Annotated in this window: 18 protein-coding genes; 8 read left to right on the top strand and 10 right to left on the bottom strand. The window is 42.6% G+C overall.

All coding sequences use genetic code 11. From position 1 onward, the window contains the following. Positions 1-63 precede the first annotated feature (63 nt). Both BIW53_RS08910 and ilvY read right to left on the bottom strand, forming a co-directional pair. Positions 64-1,794: a DUF4856 domain-containing protein gene (locus BIW53_RS08910; RefSeq protein WP_070991493.1), complete on the bottom strand. Its 1,731-nt coding sequence runs from the start codon at positions 1,792-1,794 to the stop codon at positions 64-66. A gap of 291 nt (positions 1,795-2,085) precedes the next feature. After that, a complete protein-coding gene (gene ilvY / locus BIW53_RS08905) occupies positions 2,086-2,979 on the bottom strand; it encodes an HTH-type transcriptional activator IlvY (protein WP_070991492.1) in 894 nt (297 codons plus the stop codon). A gap of 123 nt (positions 2,980-3,102) precedes the next feature. Between ilvY and ilvC the strand changes: the two genes are divergently transcribed. From ilvC to BIW53_RS08885, 4 genes are all read left to right on the top strand, one after another. Then, positions 3,103-4,575 (top strand): ketol-acid reductoisomerase, encoded by a 1,473-nt coding sequence (gene ilvC, locus BIW53_RS08900; RefSeq protein ID WP_070991491.1) that lies wholly within the window; start codon positions 3,103-3,105, stop codon positions 4,573-4,575. Positions 4,576-4,860: 285 nt separating this feature from the next. Then, on the top strand, positions 4,861-6,771 hold the full coding sequence (locus BIW53_RS08895; protein WP_070991490.1) for a methyl-accepting chemotaxis protein: 1,911 nt from the start codon (positions 4,861-4,863) through the stop codon (positions 6,769-6,771). A gap of 207 nt (positions 6,772-6,978) precedes the next feature. Further along, complete coding sequence (locus tag BIW53_RS08890) at positions 6,979-8,157, top strand: tetratricopeptide repeat protein (protein ID WP_070991489.1); 1,179 nt, start codon at positions 6,979-6,981, stop codon at positions 8,155-8,157. Positions 8,158-8,191: 34 nt separating this feature from the next. Beyond that, on the top strand, positions 8,192-9,034 hold the full coding sequence (locus tag BIW53_RS08885; protein ID WP_070991488.1) for a M28 family peptidase: 843 nt from the start codon (positions 8,192-8,194) through the stop codon (positions 9,032-9,034). Here BIW53_RS08885 and BIW53_RS08880 read toward each other — a convergent pair. Beyond that, complete coding sequence (locus tag BIW53_RS08880; RefSeq protein ID WP_070991487.1) at positions 8,962-9,282, bottom strand: GIY-YIG nuclease family protein; 321 nt, start codon at positions 9,280-9,282, stop codon at positions 8,962-8,964. The two genes, BIW53_RS08885 and BIW53_RS08880, sit on opposite strands and share 73 nt — an antisense overlap. 122 nt (positions 9,283-9,404) lie before the next feature. Between BIW53_RS08880 and BIW53_RS08875 the strand changes: the two genes are divergently transcribed. After that, positions 9,405-9,764 (top strand): outer membrane protein assembly factor BamE, encoded by a 360-nt coding sequence (locus BIW53_RS08875; RefSeq protein ID WP_070991486.1) that lies wholly within the window; start codon positions 9,405-9,407, stop codon positions 9,762-9,764. 88 nt (positions 9,765-9,852) lie between these two features. Here the strand turns inward: BIW53_RS08875 and BIW53_RS08870 are convergent, their stop codons facing one another. Beyond that, positions 9,853-10,173 carry an RnfH family protein gene (locus tag BIW53_RS08870; RefSeq protein WP_070991485.1) on the bottom strand — a complete coding sequence of 107 codons (321 nt, stop codon included), beginning with the start codon at positions 10,171-10,173 and terminating at the stop codon, positions 9,853-9,855. Next, the gene (locus BIW53_RS08865) at positions 10,173-10,607 is read right to left on the bottom strand and encodes a type II toxin-antitoxin system RatA family toxin (protein WP_070991484.1); all 435 of its coding nucleotides are present in this window, start codon (positions 10,605-10,607) and stop codon (positions 10,173-10,175) included. Before BIW53_RS08865 ends, BIW53_RS08870 begins: the two co-directional genes overlap by 1 nt. A 140-nt stretch (positions 10,608-10,747) precedes the next feature. Here BIW53_RS08865 and smpB point away from each other — a divergent pair, with 140 nt between their 5' ends. Beyond that, positions 10,748-11,230 carry an SsrA-binding protein SmpB gene (smpB, locus tag BIW53_RS08860; RefSeq protein ID WP_070984725.1) on the top strand — a complete coding sequence of 161 codons (483 nt, stop codon included), beginning with the start codon at positions 10,748-10,750 and terminating at the stop codon, positions 11,228-11,230. Positions 11,231-11,332: 102 nt separating this feature from the next. Here the strand turns inward: smpB and fabB are convergent, their stop codons facing one another. After that, positions 11,333-12,547, bottom strand: a complete 1,215-nt coding sequence (fabB, locus tag BIW53_RS08855) for a beta-ketoacyl-ACP synthase I (RefSeq protein ID WP_070991483.1) — start codon at positions 12,545-12,547, stop codon at positions 11,333-11,335. A 175-nt stretch (positions 12,548-12,722) separates the two neighbouring features. On the opposite strand from fabB, the gene mnmC reads away from it, so the two are divergent. Continuing rightward, a complete protein-coding gene (mnmC, locus tag BIW53_RS08850) occupies positions 12,723-14,708 on the top strand; it encodes a bifunctional tRNA (5-methylaminomethyl-2-thiouridine)(34)-methyltransferase MnmC2/FAD-dependent 5-carboxymethylaminomethyl-2-thiouridine(34) oxidoreductase MnmC1 (RefSeq protein ID WP_070991482.1) in 1,986 nt (661 codons plus the stop codon). 65 nt (positions 14,709-14,773) lie between these two features. Here the strand turns inward: mnmC and BIW53_RS08845 are convergent, their stop codons facing one another. Next, positions 14,774-15,610 carry a flagellar protein MotY gene (locus BIW53_RS08845; protein WP_084228108.1) on the bottom strand — a complete coding sequence of 279 codons (837 nt, stop codon included), beginning with the start codon at positions 15,608-15,610 and terminating at the stop codon, positions 14,774-14,776. A gap of 199 nt (positions 15,611-15,809) precedes the next feature. Here BIW53_RS08845 and rnt point away from each other — a divergent pair, with 199 nt between their 5' ends. After that, on the top strand, positions 15,810-16,496 hold the full coding sequence (gene rnt / locus BIW53_RS08840) for a ribonuclease T (RefSeq protein WP_070991630.1): 687 nt from the start codon (positions 15,810-15,812) through the stop codon (positions 16,494-16,496). Positions 16,497-16,527: 31 nt separating this feature from the next. Here rnt and BIW53_RS08835 read toward each other — a convergent pair whose 3' ends face one another. The 3 genes from BIW53_RS08835 to eda all read right to left on the bottom strand — a co-directional run bounded on the left by BIW53_RS08835 (position 16,528) and on the right by eda (position 20,073). Next, on the bottom strand, positions 16,528-18,324 hold the full coding sequence (locus BIW53_RS08835) for an SEL1-like repeat protein (protein ID WP_084228107.1): 1,797 nt from the start codon (positions 18,322-18,324) through the stop codon (positions 16,528-16,530). Positions 18,325-18,430: 106 nt separating this feature from the next. After that, positions 18,431-19,435, bottom strand: coding sequence for a type I glyceraldehyde-3-phosphate dehydrogenase (gap, locus tag BIW53_RS08830; protein ID WP_070991479.1), 1,005 nt, complete (start codon positions 19,433-19,435; stop codon positions 18,431-18,433). Between the two features lie 17 nt (positions 19,436-19,452). Continuing rightward, positions 19,453-20,073, bottom strand: coding sequence for a bifunctional 4-hydroxy-2-oxoglutarate aldolase/2-dehydro-3-deoxy-phosphogluconate aldolase (gene eda, locus BIW53_RS08825; RefSeq protein WP_070991478.1), 621 nt, complete (start codon positions 20,071-20,073; stop codon positions 19,453-19,455). Positions 20,074-20,088: the final 15 nt, after the last annotated feature.

The following is a 20,088-nucleotide window of genomic DNA, read 5'->3' as shown; positions in this document are numbered from 1 at the left end:
TTATACGACAAAAGGTTAGCTCCTAAAAGCTAACCTTTTTAGAAAGTGTGACTTGTGTGTTAATTACCAGTTGGCAACAACATCGGCGTCAAAGCCATATACTTGCTCTAAGATATCACGCGCTTGTTGCAGTTGTGCAATGTACGCTTGCATATCTGCCTCTGCACCAACCACAGGCTTGTTACCCATCAGCTCATTCATTTGCGCAAACTTGCCAGCATTGGCTTCGCTGTTGAACGGTGACTCAGGGTTGAATTGCAGGTTTAGTGCAAAGCCTTTCATTTCTGACCAATGCTTAGCTAAGGTCACAAACTTATCAGCTTCATAGGTTCCTGCTTTCATTTCTTCTAAATCTGCAACCGTATCATTGATGTAATGAACCACAGTGGCAGAGATTGACTTCTCCCACGCCGCTGTAGCAGCAACGGCGTATGCTTTTAGTTCGTCCAACTGAGCATCTGTTAATTCAGTACCCACGTTGTCAGAAATAAGCTTGCGACCCGCGAAAAACGCATCGAATGCATCTTTGCTGTAATCAGTTACACCATCTGAACCAAGGTCACGCTTTGCAGCATTAGTTGAGTTACCAAAGTTATACTCAGAGTTTAAGTCAATTTTATCGTCAGCATTATAATCGTTATAACCCTGCCAGTCGTCACGGCCGCCTTTACCTGCGACTTCTTCGTCTGTGTAGCTTGCGTAGTTACGCGCTGCACCGAAGTAACCAAAGCCTTCATCCCATTGGTGCTCAAGGTCACTGTACTTTGCATCACCTTCAATGATGTTGCTAGTTAATAGCCCTTTGCCTTCTGTCGCGTTATCTAGGTAATCATCTGTACCTTGTGAGAACGCCACTGCACCGTATAAGAATTTTTGTGTTAATTGCTTAAGATCAACACCATCAGCCGTTACATAAAGCGTTTCGATTTCTTTGCCGTTTGGCGTAATAACAGAAGGAGCCTGTACATTCTCAACCAATTGAGCAAACAATGCGTTGATTAGGCCTTCAGGCGTGTTAGTCTCAAGGCCTGCCCAGCCTTCAAAGCTTGTACCATCAGACCAAACTTTGTGTTGACCTTTTGCATCGTTACCAGCAATTTTACCGCTTAAGTCTTTGTGACTGCCTGAAATAGCAGCTAGAGTGGCTTGCTTAGATTCGTCAACTACCGTCAGCGTCATGCCTTGGGCGATTGCATCATATTCGGTATCAGCGATTTTGTAATATTTGTTCAACTGCGCTAATAACTCATCAGCCGTCATATTTTTTGCGTCTGCAGTTAAACCACCGATGTAGTTGTAAAGCTCTTTGATTAACACGTGGCGTGCAATTTGACCTGAGTAAGATACGCTAGACTCACCCGTTGTGCCGTTAACAAAGTCATAGTCTTGCGCGTCTTTAACCGCAAAAGTTAACGTTTGCGTAAACGTATTGTTAGCCTTGTCTTTTACGGTAACGTCAACTGATACTTCTTGTTCAGCTTCATAGTCTAGCGTCACTTTTGGCATTAACGCGATTGAAGTACCATCAATTTTAAAACGCTCATCTTCAGTTGTGAAAGTGAATGTTTCGTTTGCATCGGCATCGGTTGCAGCCAATGTACCAATCACCTGACCTGCTACATTCTCATTTACATCACCTTGCGCTGTAAGCGTAATAGCTGTCGGTGCTTTATTAGTTGATGTATCTGTATCTGGATTAGTCGTTGAATCGCTAGAACTTGAGCCGCCACATGCGGTTAAACCAAGTGTTGCAACAACAATAGAAGTAGCTAAGAGAGACTTTCGTAAAATCATCAATGATTTCCTCAGAAAATTATTAATATTTATATTTCTTGATCTGGGAGTAAAGTATACACATATCTAAATGACAATCAATATTATTTGCGTTGCCTGCATAAAGTTCGGGAAAATCGTCAACAAACTATGACGAGCCTGTAAATAACACTCTCGAGCCTATTAACTCATTAGTCAGATAAATACTTGCTTTTAAACAATTTGAGGTGACTAGTCGTTTGCCAAGTCTGCTGTAGGCCACAAGTCACCTTGGTCGCATTATCATTTTTAAAAGTACAATAATATACATACTTAAAAGAGCGTCATCGCACACTGCCATAATGCATTAACAACGGGGTCTTGCAGTCGCTTTTGTTTGCAAACAAGCCCGATTTCAATGTCATCTAGCATTCCTCGGGTATCCAAGTATTGCACTTGTTGCTTAAAAGGACTTTGATCCAACACAATTTGTGGTACACATGCCACACCAAAGCCTAAACTTGCTAGAGCAACCATTGCTTCATGTCCCGATACATGGGCGTAAACTTTGGGCGTAAGCTTTTGCGAAGTGCAAAACGCATCAACGCGCTCTTTAAGCACACCATGTTCAGGCATAATAAAGGGTAAGTTAGCCCACAGCGCACTACTATTGTGAAATTGATTTAAAACATCTGTGAGCGGACAATCCATTACAGGCGCGATGATAACAAGTTGTGACTTACCGAGTGGTAGATATGCCAGGCCTTGAGGCAGCGTCGATGGCTTCACCGCCACCGCAAGATCTTCTTTACCTGTTTGTACATGATTAATCGAAAATGCCGGATCGCCCGTATTAAGATTTAACTCAACCGCTGGAAATTGTTTACGAAACGAGGCAAATAGCTCATAGGTAAAGCTATAAGTGGCAGTAACAGAGCAATACATACTCAACTCTCCACTTAGCGGACCTTCATTATCTTGACACTGACTTTTAAACTGCCGCCATTTGGCTAATGTGGCTTGGGCGTAATCTACAAACGCTTTACCGTGCGGTGTTAAAATAACACTGCGGTTGTCACGAATAAAAAGCTCAGTGCCCAACTCTTGCTCAAGCTGTTTGATCTGTCTGCTTAGTGTGGGTGCACTCACATGACATAATTCACTGGCTCTTGCAAAATGCAATGTCTCAGCCAAAGTTAGGAAGTACCCTAATTGCTTGTGGTCCACAATCTCACCTTTCACAAAATGAAATATAATAATTCAAATATATCATTTTACGTAATTAATAACAGCGCTTATGCTCAACCTATCATTATTTCTAACAACAAGTGATTTTATAAAGGTAATATCATGGCGAACTATTTCAATACATTACCCCTAAGAGAGCAACTTGCTCAATTAGCACAGTGCGAATTTATGGACCCTAGAGAATTTGATGGCGGGGTAAAGGTATTAGAAGGTAAAAAACTGGTCATTGTTGGCTGTGGCGCACAAGGTTTAAATCAAGGATTAAACCTACGTGATTCAGGCTTAGATGTAAGCTATGCACTACGTGAATCAGCTATCAAAGAAAAGCGCCAGTCGTTCCTCAATGCTTCTGAAAATGGCTTTACTGTAGGCACTTATGAAGAACTTATTCCCAGTGCAGATCTTGTGCTTAACCTAACACCAGATAAGCAACATAGCTCAGTTGTAACGGCAATTATGCCACTGATGAAACAAGGCTCTACACTTGCCTACTCACACGGTTTTAATATCGTTGAAGAAGGTATGCAAGTACGTGAAGATATTACTGTAATCATGGTTGCACCTAAGTGTCCAGGAACCGAAGTACGAGAAGAGTACAAGCGTGGCTTTGGTGTACCAACGCTTATCGCAGTTCACCCAGAGAACGACCCAGAAGGAAAAGGCTTAGCTCAGGCTAAAGCTTACGCGGCGGGTACAGGTGGCCATAAAGCTGGCGTGCTACATTCTTCATTTATAGCAGAAGTAAAATCAGATCTGATGGGCGAGCAAACTATCCTGTGCGGTATGCTACAAACAGGCTCACTACTTTGTTTTGACAAAATGGTCGAGCAAGGTGTCGATGCCAGCTACGCTTCAAAACTAATCCAGTATGGTTGGGAAGTGATCACCGAAGCATTAAAGCACGGCGGTATCACTAATATGATGGACCGCTTATCAAACCCTGCCAAATTAAAGGCGTTTGAACTAAGTGAAGAACTAAAGCAAATAATGCGTCCTCTGTACAACAAGCATATGGACGACATCATCAGTGGCGAGTTCTCAAAAGGCATGATGGCAGATTGGGCAGAAGACGACGCCAAACTACTTTCATGGCGCGAAGAAACCGCTAATACTGCGTTTGAAAAACAGCAAAATACCGATGAAGAAATTAGTGAGCAAACTTTCTTTGACAAGGGTATTTTGATGGTTGCAATGGTAAAAGCTGGCGTTGAACTAGCCTTTGAAACCATGACCGCAGCGGGCATCATTGATGAGTCAGCTTATTATGAATCGCTACACGAAACACCGTTGATTGCCAATACCATTGCTCGTAAAAAGTTGTTTGAAATGAATAGAACAATTTCTGATACGGCAGAGTACGGCTGTTATTTGTATAACCATGCATGTTTACCACTACTTAAGCCATTTATGAGCAAAGTGAATACGGATGTGATTGGTCAAGGTCTAAGCGATAGTAATAACTACGTTGATAATCAGGCTCTGATCAAGGTGAATCATGCGATCCGTAACCATCCAGTTGAAGCGATTGGTGAAACATTACGTGGTTACATGTCAGCGATGAAAAAAATCGTTTAAGCCCTCTCCCTAGGCAAGTGACTGAACAACCTTGCCAGTTTTTAACAGTTCGCTTGTTAGAAACCAAAGCCCATCAGCCTATGCGATGGGCTTTTTCTATTTTAGTTCCAATATACACGCACTTCCGATATAAATCGCGAATTAGAGTTATATAACTAATTTACAGGTTTATATAATAAAACCTGTGTTTACAAACACATCGGAAACTTTGAGTGCAGAAATAATATGCCCTAATAATCCCTTATGCTAGAATATTTAATTCAGTTCGGTAAAAAGTGTAATTAAATGCGGATGTATAACTTATCTATCACTCAAAGGATCACCCTACTGGGTAGTTTAATCGCAATTATTGTTGCCAGTGTCATTGGAGCCACTGCGATTTATAGTGCCAAGACCATGACTGAAAAAAGGATGTTAGAGTCGGAACTGCCAAGCAAAGTAGAGAGTATAAATAAATCAATAGCACAACAAATTTTGCAACTAAAAAGTGCAGCACAACAACTCTCCAGTAATAAATTCATTGTCGAGATGGCAAAGCAAGGTAAGTTAAATGAACAAATACTGGTGGATGAACTTAAGCGTATTGCTGATCAGTATGACTTGGTTACAGCGTCTTGGGCAAACCGCCAAAGCGCCCAATATTGGAACCAAGAAGGCTTTCTGCGCGTTCTAAATCAACAACAAGACGGTTGGTTTTTTGGTTTTACTCAAAGTGGTGAGCCGTTCTCTATTAGTATTTTTCAAGAAGCGCCCGGTGATGTAAAAATGTTCGTAAATCATCAGCAAACCAATGGTATTGGTTTAGCTGGGTTGGCTAAAAGTATTGATGATATGCAACGTATGCTAAGCGAAATGAAAATAGAAAAAACGGGTTATGTATACGTAGTAAACTCACAAGGCCAGGTGCAACTTCACCCTGACGCTTCTAAGGTCGCTAAGTCTAATCTGAGTGACTTTTATGGCCGTAATGCCAACAATCTATTGTTAACTAGCAAAACTTTTTCCTCCAGTACCTTTGTCATTGATGGTCGCAATACCATCGTTGCTGCAAGCCCGATAGAACAAACAGATCTATACGTTATCGCGCAAGTACCATCCAAAGAAATATTTGAGGAAACAAATTCTCTACAGTGGCAAATTATATTGTTCTCACTGATCACAGCTGTCATCGCCAGCTTTATCAGCTTATTGATGGCCAAGAATCTGAGCGCTCCACTGTCCAACATGGCACAGCTATTCGCGCGTTTGGGCAGTGGCGACGCCAAACTCCATTACCGAGTACCGCAATCCAACCAACCTGAATTACAAGCGTTGGCAGACGGTTTCAACGAGTTTATTTCAAAGATTGAATCTGCAATCAAAATGGTTGCCAGTGAAAGCCGTGATATCCGCACCGCTAGTGAACAGGTTTTCGAGCAAAGTATCAAAAACTCAAAAGCATTGGATGAGCAAAAATCTCAAACCATTAGCGTCGCTGCAGCTATCAATGAAATGGGGGCGACCGTACAAGAAATTGCTGGTAGTGCCAACAATTCCGCAAAACTCACCGAACAAGGCAAAGCTTCATCTGAACAAAGTCATCAGCGTGTTCGACAGAGTCAACAAATTCTGCAAACACTCGCTGGTGATATTGACGCCACAGCACACGAAGTTGAAACCTTGGTACAAAAAACGCAGTCAATTGCCAATATCGTTGATGCAATTCGCGGTATTTCAGAACAAACTAACTTGTTGGCGCTCAATGCAGCTATTGAATCAGCCCGGGCCGGAGAACATGGCAGAGGGTTCGCTGTAGTCGCAGATGAAGTTCGTGCCCTTGCGAGCAGAACCTCAAAATCAACCGATGAAATACAAGCAACCATCAGTGAGCTTACTCAAACATCGGACGCCATTGTGGCGCAGATCAATCAGTCTAAACAACAGGCTGAACAGAGCGTAGAAAGCATGCAAACATCAGTCGAGTTAATGTCTGATGTGACTGAAGCGGCAAACCAAATTAATGATATGACAACACTTATCGCAGCAGCAACTGAACAACAAAGTAATGTTGTTGCTGATGTTGGACGCAGTATTGAACACATCAGTACCATCAGTGATGAAGTGACAAGTGCGCAGCTAAATACAGAGCATGCGATTCAAGCACTCGCTGATTCAGCGAAATCTCTTGACGATCTAGTTGCAAGTTTTGAACAGTAATTAAGCTTTACTAATGGCGGTCGTAAGGCCGCCAAACTTCTCCCCTCAAAAGACATTACATATATTCCATCATCTATTGTGAAATATTTATGCTTTCGTATCGGTCTTCTTTATATAGCAATCGAAATAATTTGTAACTCTTCAACTATCAAAGCGCTTGAAATATCAACTATGCTATAGATATGTAGCAGTATTAGGAAATATGTTATGCCGACATTTAAACAAACTCTGTGCCTAGCAGCCATATTGAGTGCGCTAACACTGACAGGCTGTAACAGCACACATAACTCTGTGCCTATCGACCAGAGCATAGCGCTCAATAGCGCGTTCAAACCCATTGCGGTTGAATCTGAACATGATGTATTTCATCTGGATTCAAAAATAACCTCACAGTTAACGCTCTTTTTTAAAAGTGGCACACCACAACTAACACAAACTAAAGCACTCATGCAGTTTCTCGTTGATAACGGTGAGTCATCATTAGCTTATCAATCTGACGCAAACTTAACTGCATCCCAAGCCTACTACAATTTAAATGCTAACTGCCTATCGCTGTCGATTCTAGCGTATAGTTTGGCAGAGCACTTAGGGTTTAATGCCCAATTTCAACGGGTTCACATTCCTGAATATTGGGACCAAAGCCAGGGCTACTCCTTACTGACGGGCCATGTAAATTTGCTGGTTTCTGAAACAAATCGTAATGCAGACAACAGCCATATCTTGTATACACGACCAAAGTCGATAGTCATTGACTTTGACCCTAATAGTCGCAGACAAGCATTTAGTACTTCCAACATTAGCAAGCAACGTATTTTAGCTATGTTTTATAGTAACAAAGGCGCAATGGCGCTAGTAAATGGGAAAAATGATAAAGCCTACAGCTACTTATCTGCCGCAGTTAAAGCTGACCCTGAATATTCGGGAGCATGGGGCAACTTAGGAATTCTGTATCGGGTAGCAGGTTTTCATCGACAGGCTGAACAGGCTTATGAGCAAGCATTAGCACTCAATCCAGAAAACAATAATGTGCTAGGCAATCTCGCATTACTCTATAAAATCACAGAACGCACAGAAGAAGGTGAAAGGATTCTTGCACGCCTTGAAGACAAACGTAAAAGTAATCCGTATTACTTGATTGTTAAAGGTAATGAAGCAATTAATGCGCAACAATACTCTGAAGCCCTTTCATTCTTCCGTAGAGCCAAAAAGCTTGATCACAATCTACACGACAGTTATTTTGGCATGGCAAAAGTATATTATTTGAGAGACGACCTTGAACGTGCCAAGTATTATTTATCAAAAGCTTACGAGCTCTCTGAATTCGACCACGACCGCAACCGCTATCAAGGCAAGTTACAATGGTTGCAAGCTGTGGCTAAGAATTAGTGCACTCATACTGTGTTGCGCATCGCCTAGTGCGATGTCGCAACAACTATTCAATGACTTAGTGACCCTCACAAGCCCTGCACACGCGGGCAGAAATGCTGGCAGCGATGAGCCTAATATCAGCGCTCAATTTCTCTATGAGAGATTTAATCAGTTAGGGCTTCAAACACAGTACCAACGCTTTTCTTTCAAAAGTGGCTTCAGCTCACAAGCCTTCGGTCATAACGTCGTCGCAAAACTCCCCTGCAATACCGAGCGCTGTGGCAAAGCGATTGTTGTTTCTGCGCATTATGACCACTTGGGTACGAAAGGCAGTAAAATCTACGCAGGCGCGAATGATAATGCCTCCGGCACCGCTGCCTTATTGGCTGTTGCGCAGCAACTCAAAAATGCTAAACGCTTTTATCCAGTTATATTACTTGCCACTGACGCCGAAGAAAAAGGGCTTCATGGTGCTAAACATTACGCCAGCCAGATAAATAAACAGGAGTATGCGCTTAATATTAACCTAGATATGTTGGCATTAAATCAAAAGAGCACACTCTATGTAATGCACTCACGCACAGCTAAGCCCTATGTCGACGTGTTAACGCGTTTACAAGCAGACGACTTTAAATTAAAACTCGCAAGCTCACCACAAAGAATGCGTAGACTAGTCGGCACCGAGCGTGTCGATTGGTTAAAAGCAAGTGATCACTATGCTTTTCACCGAGCTGGACTGCCCTATTTGTATTTTGGCATGGGAGAAGATAAAAACCATCACAGTGTCAAAGATACAATTGAGCAAATAGATTTTGAAAAGTATCAACACGTAGTCAATTTCATTAGTGATTTTATGGTCGCGTTACTTGATTGCCCTTTAGATTGCACCAGCTGAATTTTTTGTGTCTTTGATAGCTTTTTTATTTGCCACTCTAATTTACTGGCTTCACTTTTGTCACCCACTGGATGACTAAATATCAATGTTAATGGTCCCTTTCCTTTTAAGTTTTTAGCACCAGTACCTGAACTATGTGCCTCTAATCGCTTCGCGACATCCGTGGTTATTCCCGTATACCAGTGACCAAACTTTGTTTCTACAATATAAACAAACCATTTTCTGGTGTTTTTTGGTTCTGTCACCATGTCAAAATACCTACTATAGAGAAACTTTTTCCTGCATGCATGGTCGAAGTTCCACAAGAAGCTTTACCTTCTGCGCTTAATCAGTATCATGCAAATAACACAAAATAAGGATACACAAATACATGCTGTCTAATAAATCCCTTTCTGTATGGCTCAGTGCTGTTGTAATTACTGTGATGTTATCTGGTTGCTCAAGTTGGGTATACCGCATCAATGTGCCACAAGGTAACTTTTTAGAGCAGTCAGATGTAGATAAACTACGTGTCAATATGACTCGCGAGCAAGTGTTGTTCGTCCTCGGTAGCCCTATCGCTAAAGACGCTTTTAACAACCAAAAGTGGCATTATGCTTATGTATTTAATATTGACCGTGAATCGGAACAACGTAAATCGCTTACAGTTCATTTCGATGGCGATAAGCTAACAAAAATAACGGGTGATTTTGACGAACCAGAATCGTTCAATATTCCACTGGATCAGTAAACATATGCTGATCAGCTAAAAAGGGCGGTTTCGCCCTTTTTTAATGCCCTATAGGTAATGCTTACCTACTCAACGTTAACAATGTGAGCTAACTTAACGGACGTCCACCTGTTATCTTATTCGCACGTCCTTCTTCTTTAGCCTTTTCAGCTCTGCGGCGTCTTGCGTCCTTCGGATCGGCTATCAAGGGGCGGTAAATTTCTATGCGATCACCTTCTTTTACCACTTGATGGTTTTTTACGGTTCGATTCCAAATACCTAGAGTTAGATTAGTAGCATCGATTTCTGGGCACTTATCTAAAATACCTGATTGCATCACAACCTGCTCAGCAGAAGTGCCTTCAGCCACATCTACTTCTATACAAGTTGCTTTGTGTGGAATGGCAAATACCACTTCAACTTTAATCATTATCTGGCCCCATATACCGTTTTAGCGCGTTGCGTGAATGCTGCAACCATGCTCTTTGCTACTTCGTTAAATACCTTGCCAAACGCCATTTCAATCAGTTTGTTAGCAAACTCAAACTCAAGCTTTAAACTTACCTTACAAGCTTGGTCGTCCAGCTCCGTAAATTGCCAGTGTCCGTGTAATGATTTAAACGGACCCTCAACCAACTGCATATGTACAGTCATTCCATCAAAACTATTTTTTGTGGTAAACCATTTTTTCAGCCCCGCTTTAGATATCTCTAAGCTTGCCGTCATACTCTGTTCATTTGCTTGTAGTATTTTTGCATCAGAGCAATTGGGTAAAAAAGCGGGATAAGCATCAACATCATTGACTAAATCAAACATTTCTTGGGTGCTATACATCACCAACGCGGTTTTTTCTATTTGTGGCATAGGTACTCCAATTCATTTGCGCCGATTTTAGCAAGCTTTTTAAGATTTATCTTGTATGTGACCCCCCGCTAAGGGAAAATAAACGGCAAAATAAAAAAAGCGCTGTTTTCTATTCTCTTTTCTAGGTAAACTAGGCCATTATGGCAAAGAAAAAATCATCTAAATCAACAAGCAATACTATCGCGTTAAACAAAAAAGCGCGTCATGAGTATTTTTTAAACGATAAATTCGAAGCGGGTATTGAACTACAAGGCTGGGAAGTGAAAAGCATCCGAGCTGGTAAGGTCAATATTTCCGACACTTATATTCATCTCAAAGATGGTGAAGCATTTTTATTAGGCAGTCAGATTCAACCGCTAAATAGTGCTTCTACACATGTAATTTGCGATCCAATGCGATATCGAAAATTACTTCTTAACAAACGTGAAATTGACAGACTCGTTGGTGCTACTGAGCGTGAGGGTTACTCTCTTATCGCCACAGCAATGTACTGGAAAAAGTGCTGGGTCAAATTAGAGTTTCATCTGGCCAAAGGTAAGAAGATGCATGATAAACGTGCTGATACCAAAGAGAAAGACTGGTCTCGTGAGAAAGAACGATTAATGAAACACAAAGCCAGATAAATATAAAAGCCTCTGTTTAGAGGCTTTCTTATTTATAACATGTCTCCTGACAGGCAATAAAAAGCCCCGCAAAAGCGAGGCTTCAAGACCAAGCACTCAGACTTAGCCTTTATATTTTTGCATTACAAGCGTCGCGTTTGTGCCACCAAACCCAAAGCTGTTTGACATCACAGTGTTCAATTCAACATCACGACGCTCAGTCACGATATCCAAGCCTTTCGCTTGCTCGTCCAGCTCTTCAATATTAATTGACGGCGCCACAAAGTTATTTTCTAACATTAGTAATGAGAAAATCGCTTCATGTACACCCGCAGCGCCCAATGCATGACCGGTCATTGCTTTCGTTGCGCTGATTGCAGGTGACTTGTCGCCAAATAGTTCTTGGATCGCGCCAAGCTCTTTTACATCACCTACTGGAGTAGACGTTCCGTGTGTATTTAAGTAATCCACTGGCCCTTCAACACCTGCCAATGCTTGCTTCATACAACGTACTGCGCCCTCACCAGATGGCGCAACCATATCGTAGCCATCAGAAGTGGCACCATAACCGACTATTTCAGCATAAATATGTGCGCCACGAGCCAAAGCATGCTCAAGCTCTTCAACTACCACAATGCCACCTCCGCCAGAGATAACAAAGCCATCGCGATTAGCGTCGTATGTACGAGATGCCTTTTCCGGTGTATCGTTATACTTGCTTGATAACGCGCCCATAGCATCAAACTCCATTGCTAGAGTCCAGTGCAGTTCTTCACCACCACCGGCGAAGATCACATCTTGCTTACCAAGTTGAATCTGTTCAACCGCGTTCCCGATACAATGTGCAGATGTTGCACATGCAGAGCTAATAGAATAGTTAACACCTTTGATTTTGAACGGTGTTGCTAAACACGCTGATGCTGTACTTGCCATAGTACGAGGTACCATATATGGCCCAACGCGTTTTACACCCTTCTCACGCAAGATGTCTGCCGCTTCTACCTGATATTTTGATGAACCGCCACCTGAACCAACAATCAAACCAGTGCGCTCATTTGACACCTGTTCTTGCGTCAAACCGGAATCTTCAATCGCCTGAGCCATTGAAATATATGAGTATGCCGCCGCATCGCCCATAAAACGATGTGCCTTACGATCAACAAATTGTTTCACATCGATATCAATGTTTCCAGAAACGTTACTACGTAATTTATAGTCAGCAAACTCTTGGTTGAATGCAATGCCGCTTTTGCCTGCCTTCAAAGATTCCAATACTTCTTGCTTGTTGTTGCCGATGCTAGAAACAACACCGATCCCCGTAATTACGGCTCTTCTCATGGGTAAATTCCCTTAGTCTTTACTTAATTGTGGTTATTCTACGCTGAAATTAATAACGAAGTGGTCAGCTTTCCAGCGTACACACGTACTCTGAATTAAATTAGCACAAATTACAACGGACGTAGCAAGATAAAACGCGTAAAATATAGCAAAGTTTTAATTATCTCGTTGCTTTATGATCCAAAACGCAAAAATTCACTTTAATGATATGGGTACACCTGTAGCCGACAACTTCGACGATGTTTACTTTTCGAATGATGACGGACTCGCTGAGTCACATTATGTGTTTTTCACCCAGAATCATATCGCCGAACGCTTAACCAAACATGATCAAAAACACTTTGTTATCGCCGAGACAGGCTTTGGTACAGGTTTAAATTTCCTCAATGCTTGGCAACAATATAATGCTTTGCAAAGTGAACATGAATTGCCTCGATTGCATTTTATTTCCTTTGAAAAGTTTCCAGTAAATCACGCAGACCTTGTCAAAGCGCTTGCCGCGTGGCCAACTTTAAGCGCCTATGCAAAACAGCTTTGCGCTCAATATCCAATGGCGTTGGCTGGTTGTCACCGATTAGAATTTGATGAAGGTAATGTTACCCTCGATTTATGGTTTGGAGATGTCCATGATTCACTTCCTGGAATAAGTTGCCAAAACACCGCTCTTGTTGATGCATGGTTTCTAGATGGCTTTGCTCCGAGCAAGAACCCTGACATGTGGCAACAATCATTATTTGATGCAATGGCAAACTTGAGTCGTAGCAACGCCACATTCGCAACCTTTACCGCAGCAGGTTTTGTGCGCCGAGGACTGCAACAAGCAGGTTTTGAGTGCAAAAAAGTAAAAGGTTATGGTAGAAAAAGAGAAATGGTCGTCGGCACACTTGCCCAAGCCAATGACTACGCCAGCACACCTGAGTATTACGCGACGACCCCGTCGCAACTTAGTCAGGTCGCAATCATTGGTGGCGGTATCGCCAGCGCCTGTCTTGCTTACCAGCTAAGTAAGCGAAATATCAAAAGTACACTATTTTGTCAGGATGACGCATTGGCCAAGGGCGCGTCTCACAACCGCCAAGGTGCGATTTACCCTAATCTACAGGCTGACAATACACCACCTAGTGAGTTTTATGCTCATAGCTTTTTGTATTCTAAACGCTTCTATCAACATATTTCAGACTTAGGCTTTGATTACGACCACAACTGGTGTGGCGTGTTACTACAAGCCGTCAGTGACGCAAAACAAGCACAGCAACAAAACCTTGTAGAAAAACACAACTGGCCCAAGGCACTGATCCGCAGCGTCACCACTGAGCAAGCAAGCAACATCGCAGGGGTAACGCTGCCGTATTCAGGACTTTTTATCGAACAAGCTGGGTGGGTTAACCCTGCTCAGCTTACACAGGCCATCTATGACGCAGTGAAACAAAAAGAATATTGTCAAACCCACTTTAACACCGATATCGAACGCCTTGAAAAAACCGATAATGGTTGGTTGTTGCATACACACAGCGCGTCATTCGGTCCATTTAGCGATGTTTTTGTGTGTGGTGGTGAACACAGTGACAGATTTGAGCAAACAAGTGCCATTCCCATTCAAGGAGTACGCGGTCAGGTGTCTCATGTTCAAGCAAGCGAACACTCTACAAAGTTGCAAACTGTACTATGTCACAAAGGCTACTTTACGCCCGCCAATGAAGGACTTCATTGCATGGGTGCAACATTTGAAAAAGACAGCAAAAGCCGCAATGTGACTGAACAAGACAATTACAGTAACCGTGCACAGCTTAATAAATTCTATGGTGATTGTGACTTTGCCTCTACATTAGGCCAGATAAGCGGTGCAAAAGCCGCTGTTCGCTGCTGTTTTGCAGATCATATCCCCATGCTAGGGCAAGTGCCTGACAATCAAGACTTGATGGCAGCTTTTGCTAATCTGCGCAAAGGTAAACACTATGGCTTTACAGCTCCCCAACAGCCATATGCAGGGCTTTATGTTGTCACAGGCTTTGGTGCGCGAGGCTTGTGCAGTGCCCCGCTGGCAACCGAGCATTTAGTGGCTAGTTTATGTAACGAGCCTCGTCCATATAGCGAGCGTGTTCACCAAGCAATTCACCCAAACCGGTTTATGGTACGAGACCTCATTCGTAATAAGGTTTAAGCGCTTAAAATCAATAACGCCGCTTCTTCAGCGGCGTTATTTTATAACTATGTTACTCAAAACCATTAAGGTCGGGAGATTTGAATGACCACACGGCGGTTGCGATTACGGCCAATTTCATTGTCATTGGGTGCCACATGACGCTTTTCACCCAACCCTTCAGTCACGATACGCTCCGCTGCAACACCTTTTGCGGTAATGTATTCTTTGATTGCCTCGGCGCGCCTACGAGAAAGTTCCAAGTTAGGCCAGCGTCCACCGTGACTGTCTGTGTAGGCAGAAATGTAAATTGATTCGATGTTCGGGTCATTATTAAGGTACTCACCTATCATGTCCAAACGCTTGCGTGAAGACTTTGTCAGTTCACTTGAGTTTTTCTTATAGTTCATTACTGTAAATGAAATATCTTCAAAACTATAAGCTAATAAATTGTCCCTACACTGCAAAAATGCCCAATAGGCCTGCTTAAAATTGACTGATGATAAAGCGACAGAGATCTGATCCTGACTGTTTTGCCAATCTTTATAATAAAAAGTAGGAAAGTACCCTTTTTCTAATTCACTGAGCATTTCCCAAGACAACACATTATCTAGCTCACCATCAAATTTTTTCAGTAGCTGCATTTGGCCAATATCACGGGCAGGCACACCAGCACGCCACACAGGAGGAACCGATTGTAAGCCCGCAAATGCATACGTCTCAGGACGCACTACCATATCGAGGTTAAAGGTCAGATCTTTATTTTTGCTCGCAGTCACACTAAAAACCGCCTCACCATAATAGGGAACTTCATGGTTTAGACTACATTCGAGTCGCGCTTTTTTATCAACTGCCCAATGGGATGAGTCAGCATCGGCGCTATATTGCCGCATTGCCGCCTGCGGCTGACTCATCACAACCATCAGTACTCCAACTCCAAAAATATTAACCCGTATACTCACCGCTCTACTCCGCTTTGCCAATTTATTGCTATGGCGTCACTACTACGCTCATAGAATGCAATAATTATGCCCACAACTCTACCATACTCATAAACTCTGATTCGCATATTTTGATGCACCTTGTATAATGGGCGGCTCAAATTTAGCAACCAATAAGATTATGGCAGATCAAGAGCAAACTCTATATTCACAACGTTTTCGTGGCTTCTTTCCTGTAGTTATCGACGTAGAAACCGCAGGCTTTAATAAAGATACTGACGCCTTGTTAGAAATCGCCGTTACGACCTTAAAAATGGACGAAAAAGGCATCCTTAGTTTAGATCAAACGTTACACTTTCATGTTGAACCATTTGAAGGTGCCAACATTGAGCAATCTGCCATAGAGTTTAATGGAATAGACCCTTTCTCACCGCTACGTGGTGCGGTCCCAGAAGCAGATGCGATTAAAGAGATCTGTAAAATGGTAAGAAAAGCACAAAAAGCAGCGGGCTGTTCGCGCTCAGTTGTGGTCGCCCATAATGCCTCATTCGATCATGGTTTTTTAAATGCTGCCATTGAGCGTAACAATATCAAACGCACACCTTTTCATCCATTCGTTAGCTTTGATACCACCTCATTAGCTGGCTTAGCACTGGGGCAAACTGTTCTTGCCAAAGCCTGTCGCACGGCAGGTATTGAGTTTGACAACGCTCAAGCACACTCAGCTTTATATGATACAGAGCGCACTGCGGAGCTGTTTTGTCATATTGTGAATAGATGGCAAGAGCTAGGCGGTTGGCCGTTGCCAGTGGTAGAAGACAGTGAACCTACAACAGATAGTGAACCTACAACAGGTAATTCACTGTAGGTTATCGGTAGTGAGCGAGGCATAATTGCACTTATAGGTTAGTCAGTGCCTTGCATGCCTTTGTATAATTTTGCTTACACGAGCGCTGATATAGCGCTCTTGCCTTGCTAATATCTATTTTTACACCCAGCCCTCGCTCATACATATAAGCCAATTCATACTCACTTTTAGCGTGAGCCTGTTGTACCGCCAAGTTAAAGTATGCATATGCTTTTTCGTAAGCGAGAAGGTTATTTTTGTAGAACATTCCTAAGCTATATTGACAGCCAGCAATCTTAGCTAACGCACACATACCATTCCAAGCCACCCCAATAAGCGGTGTCTTAGATGATAAATAGTATTCGCCAAGTTTCCATTGTGCATATGGGTGAAACTGATATGCCGCCTTTTCGTAGTGCTTATAGGCTTCAGTAAGGTTTTTTTCTGAAAAGTAGCCATACTGCATCGCTTGACCTTTCAAGTAGTGCGCACTCGATTCACCAGATTCAGCGGCTTTATCAATCCAATATTTTGCCTGCAATAATTGTTCAGAATCATGACTACCATGTTGGACGAGCATTCTCCCTAGCATAATTTGAGCTTGTACATAACCTTGCTCTGCTAGCGGTAATAGACCTTGCAGCCTTTTTGGTATTTTATTTTCATCATCGCGAGTATCTTGGATTAGCATTTCATACTGCGCCCCTAAATGCCCCAAAGAAGCGGCCTTAGTCAGATAATAGTTAGTGAACTGTCCATCTATTAATCTGACTGTCTTAGCTTGTTCATACCAAACTTGCCCTGCTGTACTACCTTGTATTGCCGCTTGTCGGTGCCAATCAGCTAGCGTGGCATTTTTGCTAACACTAAGTCCATGGTCGTACATAATAGACAGCAACGCATGACCATTGAGGTAACCCATATCAGCACTTTGTAACGCGTATTGGCTACACTCTTGCGTCATAACATCTGCTGCCACCCCTTTTAAACATAACAAGCTCAGCTTATAGTTCGCTACTGCACTTTGCTGTTTAGCAACTTCGCTAAAGAGCGAAGCAGCCTTATGCCATTCTCCGCGCGATGCAAAAGTGCCTGCTTGTAGCATTTTCATTGCCGATGAAATTTCTATAAGCGGCTCTACTAGCTTTGTTTCTATGCTATTGTTAAGTGCTGCAAAAGGATAAGGTATATCTAGCAACCTATGAACAACACGATTATTTTCAAAAATTATTTCCCTCTGCTGACCACTTGACCTGTCATTGACCACAAAGATGAGATAAGCACTTTGGTATTGGTCGCCTGCTTTTGCATACACATCAATAACTTCAAATTCAGACAACTCTATGAAATCATATGCATCATCCCATAGAACCACCTCATAAGAAGTATAATATTGCTCTCCAGAACCACTACTTTTAATTCCTTCTATCAGAAATTCTGCCGTTTGAGCATGGTATTGAGCTTGTTCTAAATCGCCAATTGATTCGTAACAGGATGCGGCTGAAAGATGCGGTTTGACCGAGAAAAAATTATTGACGGTATACCGTTGCCAATCGATGAAATCATCGCACTTAAGCGTTGGGTCTAAACTAATGGTCTCCATTTGCTGTAAATACTGAGCATCTAATTTAGCCGACATATTGATAAAACTCGTAGACAAGTAAGCATTAAACAACTCTTTGTAGCTTACTGCATCACTACTTTTTTTGTATTGCTGTATGAGTAAAGTGAATTTCTCATCGTGCTCTTCGTTGCTCACAGGAGCAACAGCTGAGCTTTTACAACCTGTTAATGTATTCAGAATAATAATTAAGCACAGCAACATGCTTATACGCGATAACTGATTCATAGGCTTTAAGGCAAAAGAGAAACGGCCGCGGATGCTACCATGTAATAGGCAAATTAAAAAGCCGCTATACAGCGGCTCTTTAATATAATGACTAGCGTGTGGGATATTACAAAAACTGACCCAATGCTTTTACTTGGTCTAACATGCGGTTTGAAAAACCCCATTCGTTGTCATACCAAGCCATCACTTTAACAAGTTTGCCATCAGCTTTAGTTTGCGTTGCATCAAACACTGACGACGCAGGATTGTGGTTAAAGTCGATAGAAACCAAAGGTAATTCGTTATACTCCAAAATACCTGCCATGGCACCTTCAGAAGCCGCTTTAACAACCTGATTCACTTCTTCAATGGTTGTCTCGCGCTTAGCAATAAAGGTTAAATCAACCAAAGAGACGTTGATGGTTGGTACACGTACCGCCATACCGTCTAGCTTACCTGCAAGTTCAGGCAATACCAAACCTACCGCTTTAGCCGCACCCGTTTTCGTTGGGATCATTGACTGAGTCGCGCTACGGGCACGATACAAATCAGGGTGATAAACATCACTAAGGTTTTGATCATTGGTATAAGCGTGAATGGTTGTCATACTACCTTGTTCGATACCAATGACATCGTTAAGCGCTTTTGCAACGGGCGCTAAGCAGTTGGTCGTACAAGAAGCATTAGAGATAATGTTGCTTTGTGCGTTTAACACATCACTGTTTACACCGTGTACAACGGTTGCGTCCATATCTGTGCCAGGCGCAGATACAATCACTTTCTTCGCGCCCGCTTCAATGTGTTTAGCAGCCGCTTCTCTTGATGTGAACAAGCCAGTACACTCTAAAACGATATCTACATTCAGCTCTTTCCACGGCAAGTTTGCAGGGTCACGCTCTTGCGTTAAGGTAATTTCATCGCTGCCAACAACAAGTGTGTTGTCATGCAATGCTACTGTTTGGTTGAAACGACCATGTACTGAGTCAAACTGAGTCAGATGGGCATTTACATTTGCTGGTGCTAAATCGTTGATAGCAACGATTTTAATTTGTTCATTTTGGCCTGACTCATAAAGCGCTCGTAAAACATTGCGACCGATACGGCCATAGCCATTAATTGCGACGTTGATCATGCTGCGATTCCCCTTGATTATTTAACTTCACTTGCTTGTTTTGCAAGCGCTTCAATGGCTTGCCAGTCTTTGTTAGCGATAAGCTGTTTGTCCAACATCCAGGTGCCGCCAACGCAAATTACATTGTTCAATGCCAAATATTTTGGCGCGCTCTCTAGCGTGATCCCCCCAGTTGGGCAAAACGTTACCTGTGGTAGGGGGCCACCAATAGATTTCAACATTGCTGTACCACCCGCGGCTTCGGCAGGGAAAAACTTAAGAAACTTGAAACCGTGAGAGGCAAGGCTCATCACTTCACTTGGTGTTGCAGCGCCAGGTAAAAATGGAATGTCAGACTCTTTGGCAAGCGCCAATAACTCGTCGTTTACTCCTGGGCTGACCATAAAATCAGCACCTGCTGCAACCGATGCTTCAAAGGTGGCTCTATCAACCACGGTGCCCGTGCCTACGAAGGCATCTGGCACAGTTTCTTTCATAATTTTTACCGCTTGTGCTGCAACTGGTGTACGCAAGGTGATCTCCAGTGCTTTTAAACCGCCGTTATAGAGCGCTTGTGCAAGCGGCGCGGCATCTTCTAGGTTGTCGATGACAACAACAGGAACCACGGGTGCCGATGATAAAATCTTTTCTATACTCATAACCTTCCTCATTCC

The organism is Pseudoalteromonas byunsanensis, from assembly GCF_001854475.1.
Lineage (GTDB): Bacteria > Pseudomonadota > Gammaproteobacteria > Enterobacterales > Alteromonadaceae > Pseudoalteromonas > Pseudoalteromonas byunsanensis.
The sequence above is the reverse complement of the archived record's forward strand: the minus strand, read 5'-3'. Positions and strand labels throughout refer to the sequence as shown.

Bases quoted from the DNA above. Each gene is read 5' to 3' on its own strand.
- BIW53_RS08910 (WP_070991493.1), bottom strand. From the start codon at position 1,794: ATGATTTTACGAAAGTCTCTCTTAGCTACTTCTATTGTTGTTGCAACA.
- ilvC (WP_070991491.1), top strand. From the start codon at position 3,103: ATGGCGAACTATTTCAATACATTACCCCTAAGAGAGCAACTTGCTCAA.
- BIW53_RS08895 (WP_070991490.1), top strand. From the start codon at position 4,861: ATGCGGATGTATAACTTATCTATCACTCAAAGGATCACCCTACTGGGT.
- BIW53_RS08890 (WP_070991489.1), top strand. From the start codon at position 6,979: ATGCCGACATTTAAACAAACTCTGTGCCTAGCAGCCATATTGAGTGCG.
- BIW53_RS08885 (WP_070991488.1), top strand. From the start codon at position 8,192: ATGTCGCAACAACTATTCAATGACTTAGTGACCCTCACAAGCCCTGCA.
- BIW53_RS08880 (WP_070991487.1), bottom strand. From the start codon at position 9,282: ATGGTGACAGAACCAAAAAACACCAGAAAATGGTTTGTTTATATTGTA.
- BIW53_RS08875 (WP_070991486.1), top strand. From the start codon at position 9,405: ATGCTGTCTAATAAATCCCTTTCTGTATGGCTCAGTGCTGTTGTAATT.
- BIW53_RS08870 (WP_070991485.1), bottom strand. From the start codon at position 10,173: ATGATTAAAGTTGAAGTGGTATTTGCCATTCCACACAAAGCAACTTGT.
- BIW53_RS08865 (WP_070991484.1), bottom strand. From the start codon at position 10,607: ATGCCACAAATAGAAAAAACCGCGTTGGTGATGTATAGCACCCAAGAA.
- smpB (WP_070984725.1), top strand. From the start codon at position 10,748: ATGGCAAAGAAAAAATCATCTAAATCAACAAGCAATACTATCGCGTTA.
- fabB (WP_070991483.1), bottom strand. From the start codon at position 12,547: ATGAGAAGAGCCGTAATTACGGGGATCGGTGTTGTTTCTAGCATCGGC.
- mnmC (WP_070991482.1), top strand. From the start codon at position 12,723: ATGATCCAAAACGCAAAAATTCACTTTAATGATATGGGTACACCTGTA.
- BIW53_RS08845 (WP_084228108.1), bottom strand. From the start codon at position 15,610: ATGGTTGTGATGAGTCAGCCGCAGGCGGCAATGCGGCAATATAGCGCC.
- rnt (WP_070991630.1), top strand. From the start codon at position 15,810: ATGGCAGATCAAGAGCAAACTCTATATTCACAACGTTTTCGTGGCTTC.
- BIW53_RS08835 (WP_084228107.1), bottom strand. From the start codon at position 18,324: ATGAATCAGTTATCGCGTATAAGCATGTTGCTGTGCTTAATTATTATT.
- gap (WP_070991479.1), bottom strand. From the start codon at position 19,435: ATGATCAACGTCGCAATTAATGGCTATGGCCGTATCGGTCGCAATGTT.
- eda (WP_070991478.1), bottom strand. From the start codon at position 20,073: ATGAGTATAGAAAAGATTTTATCATCGGCACCCGTGGTTCCTGTTGTT.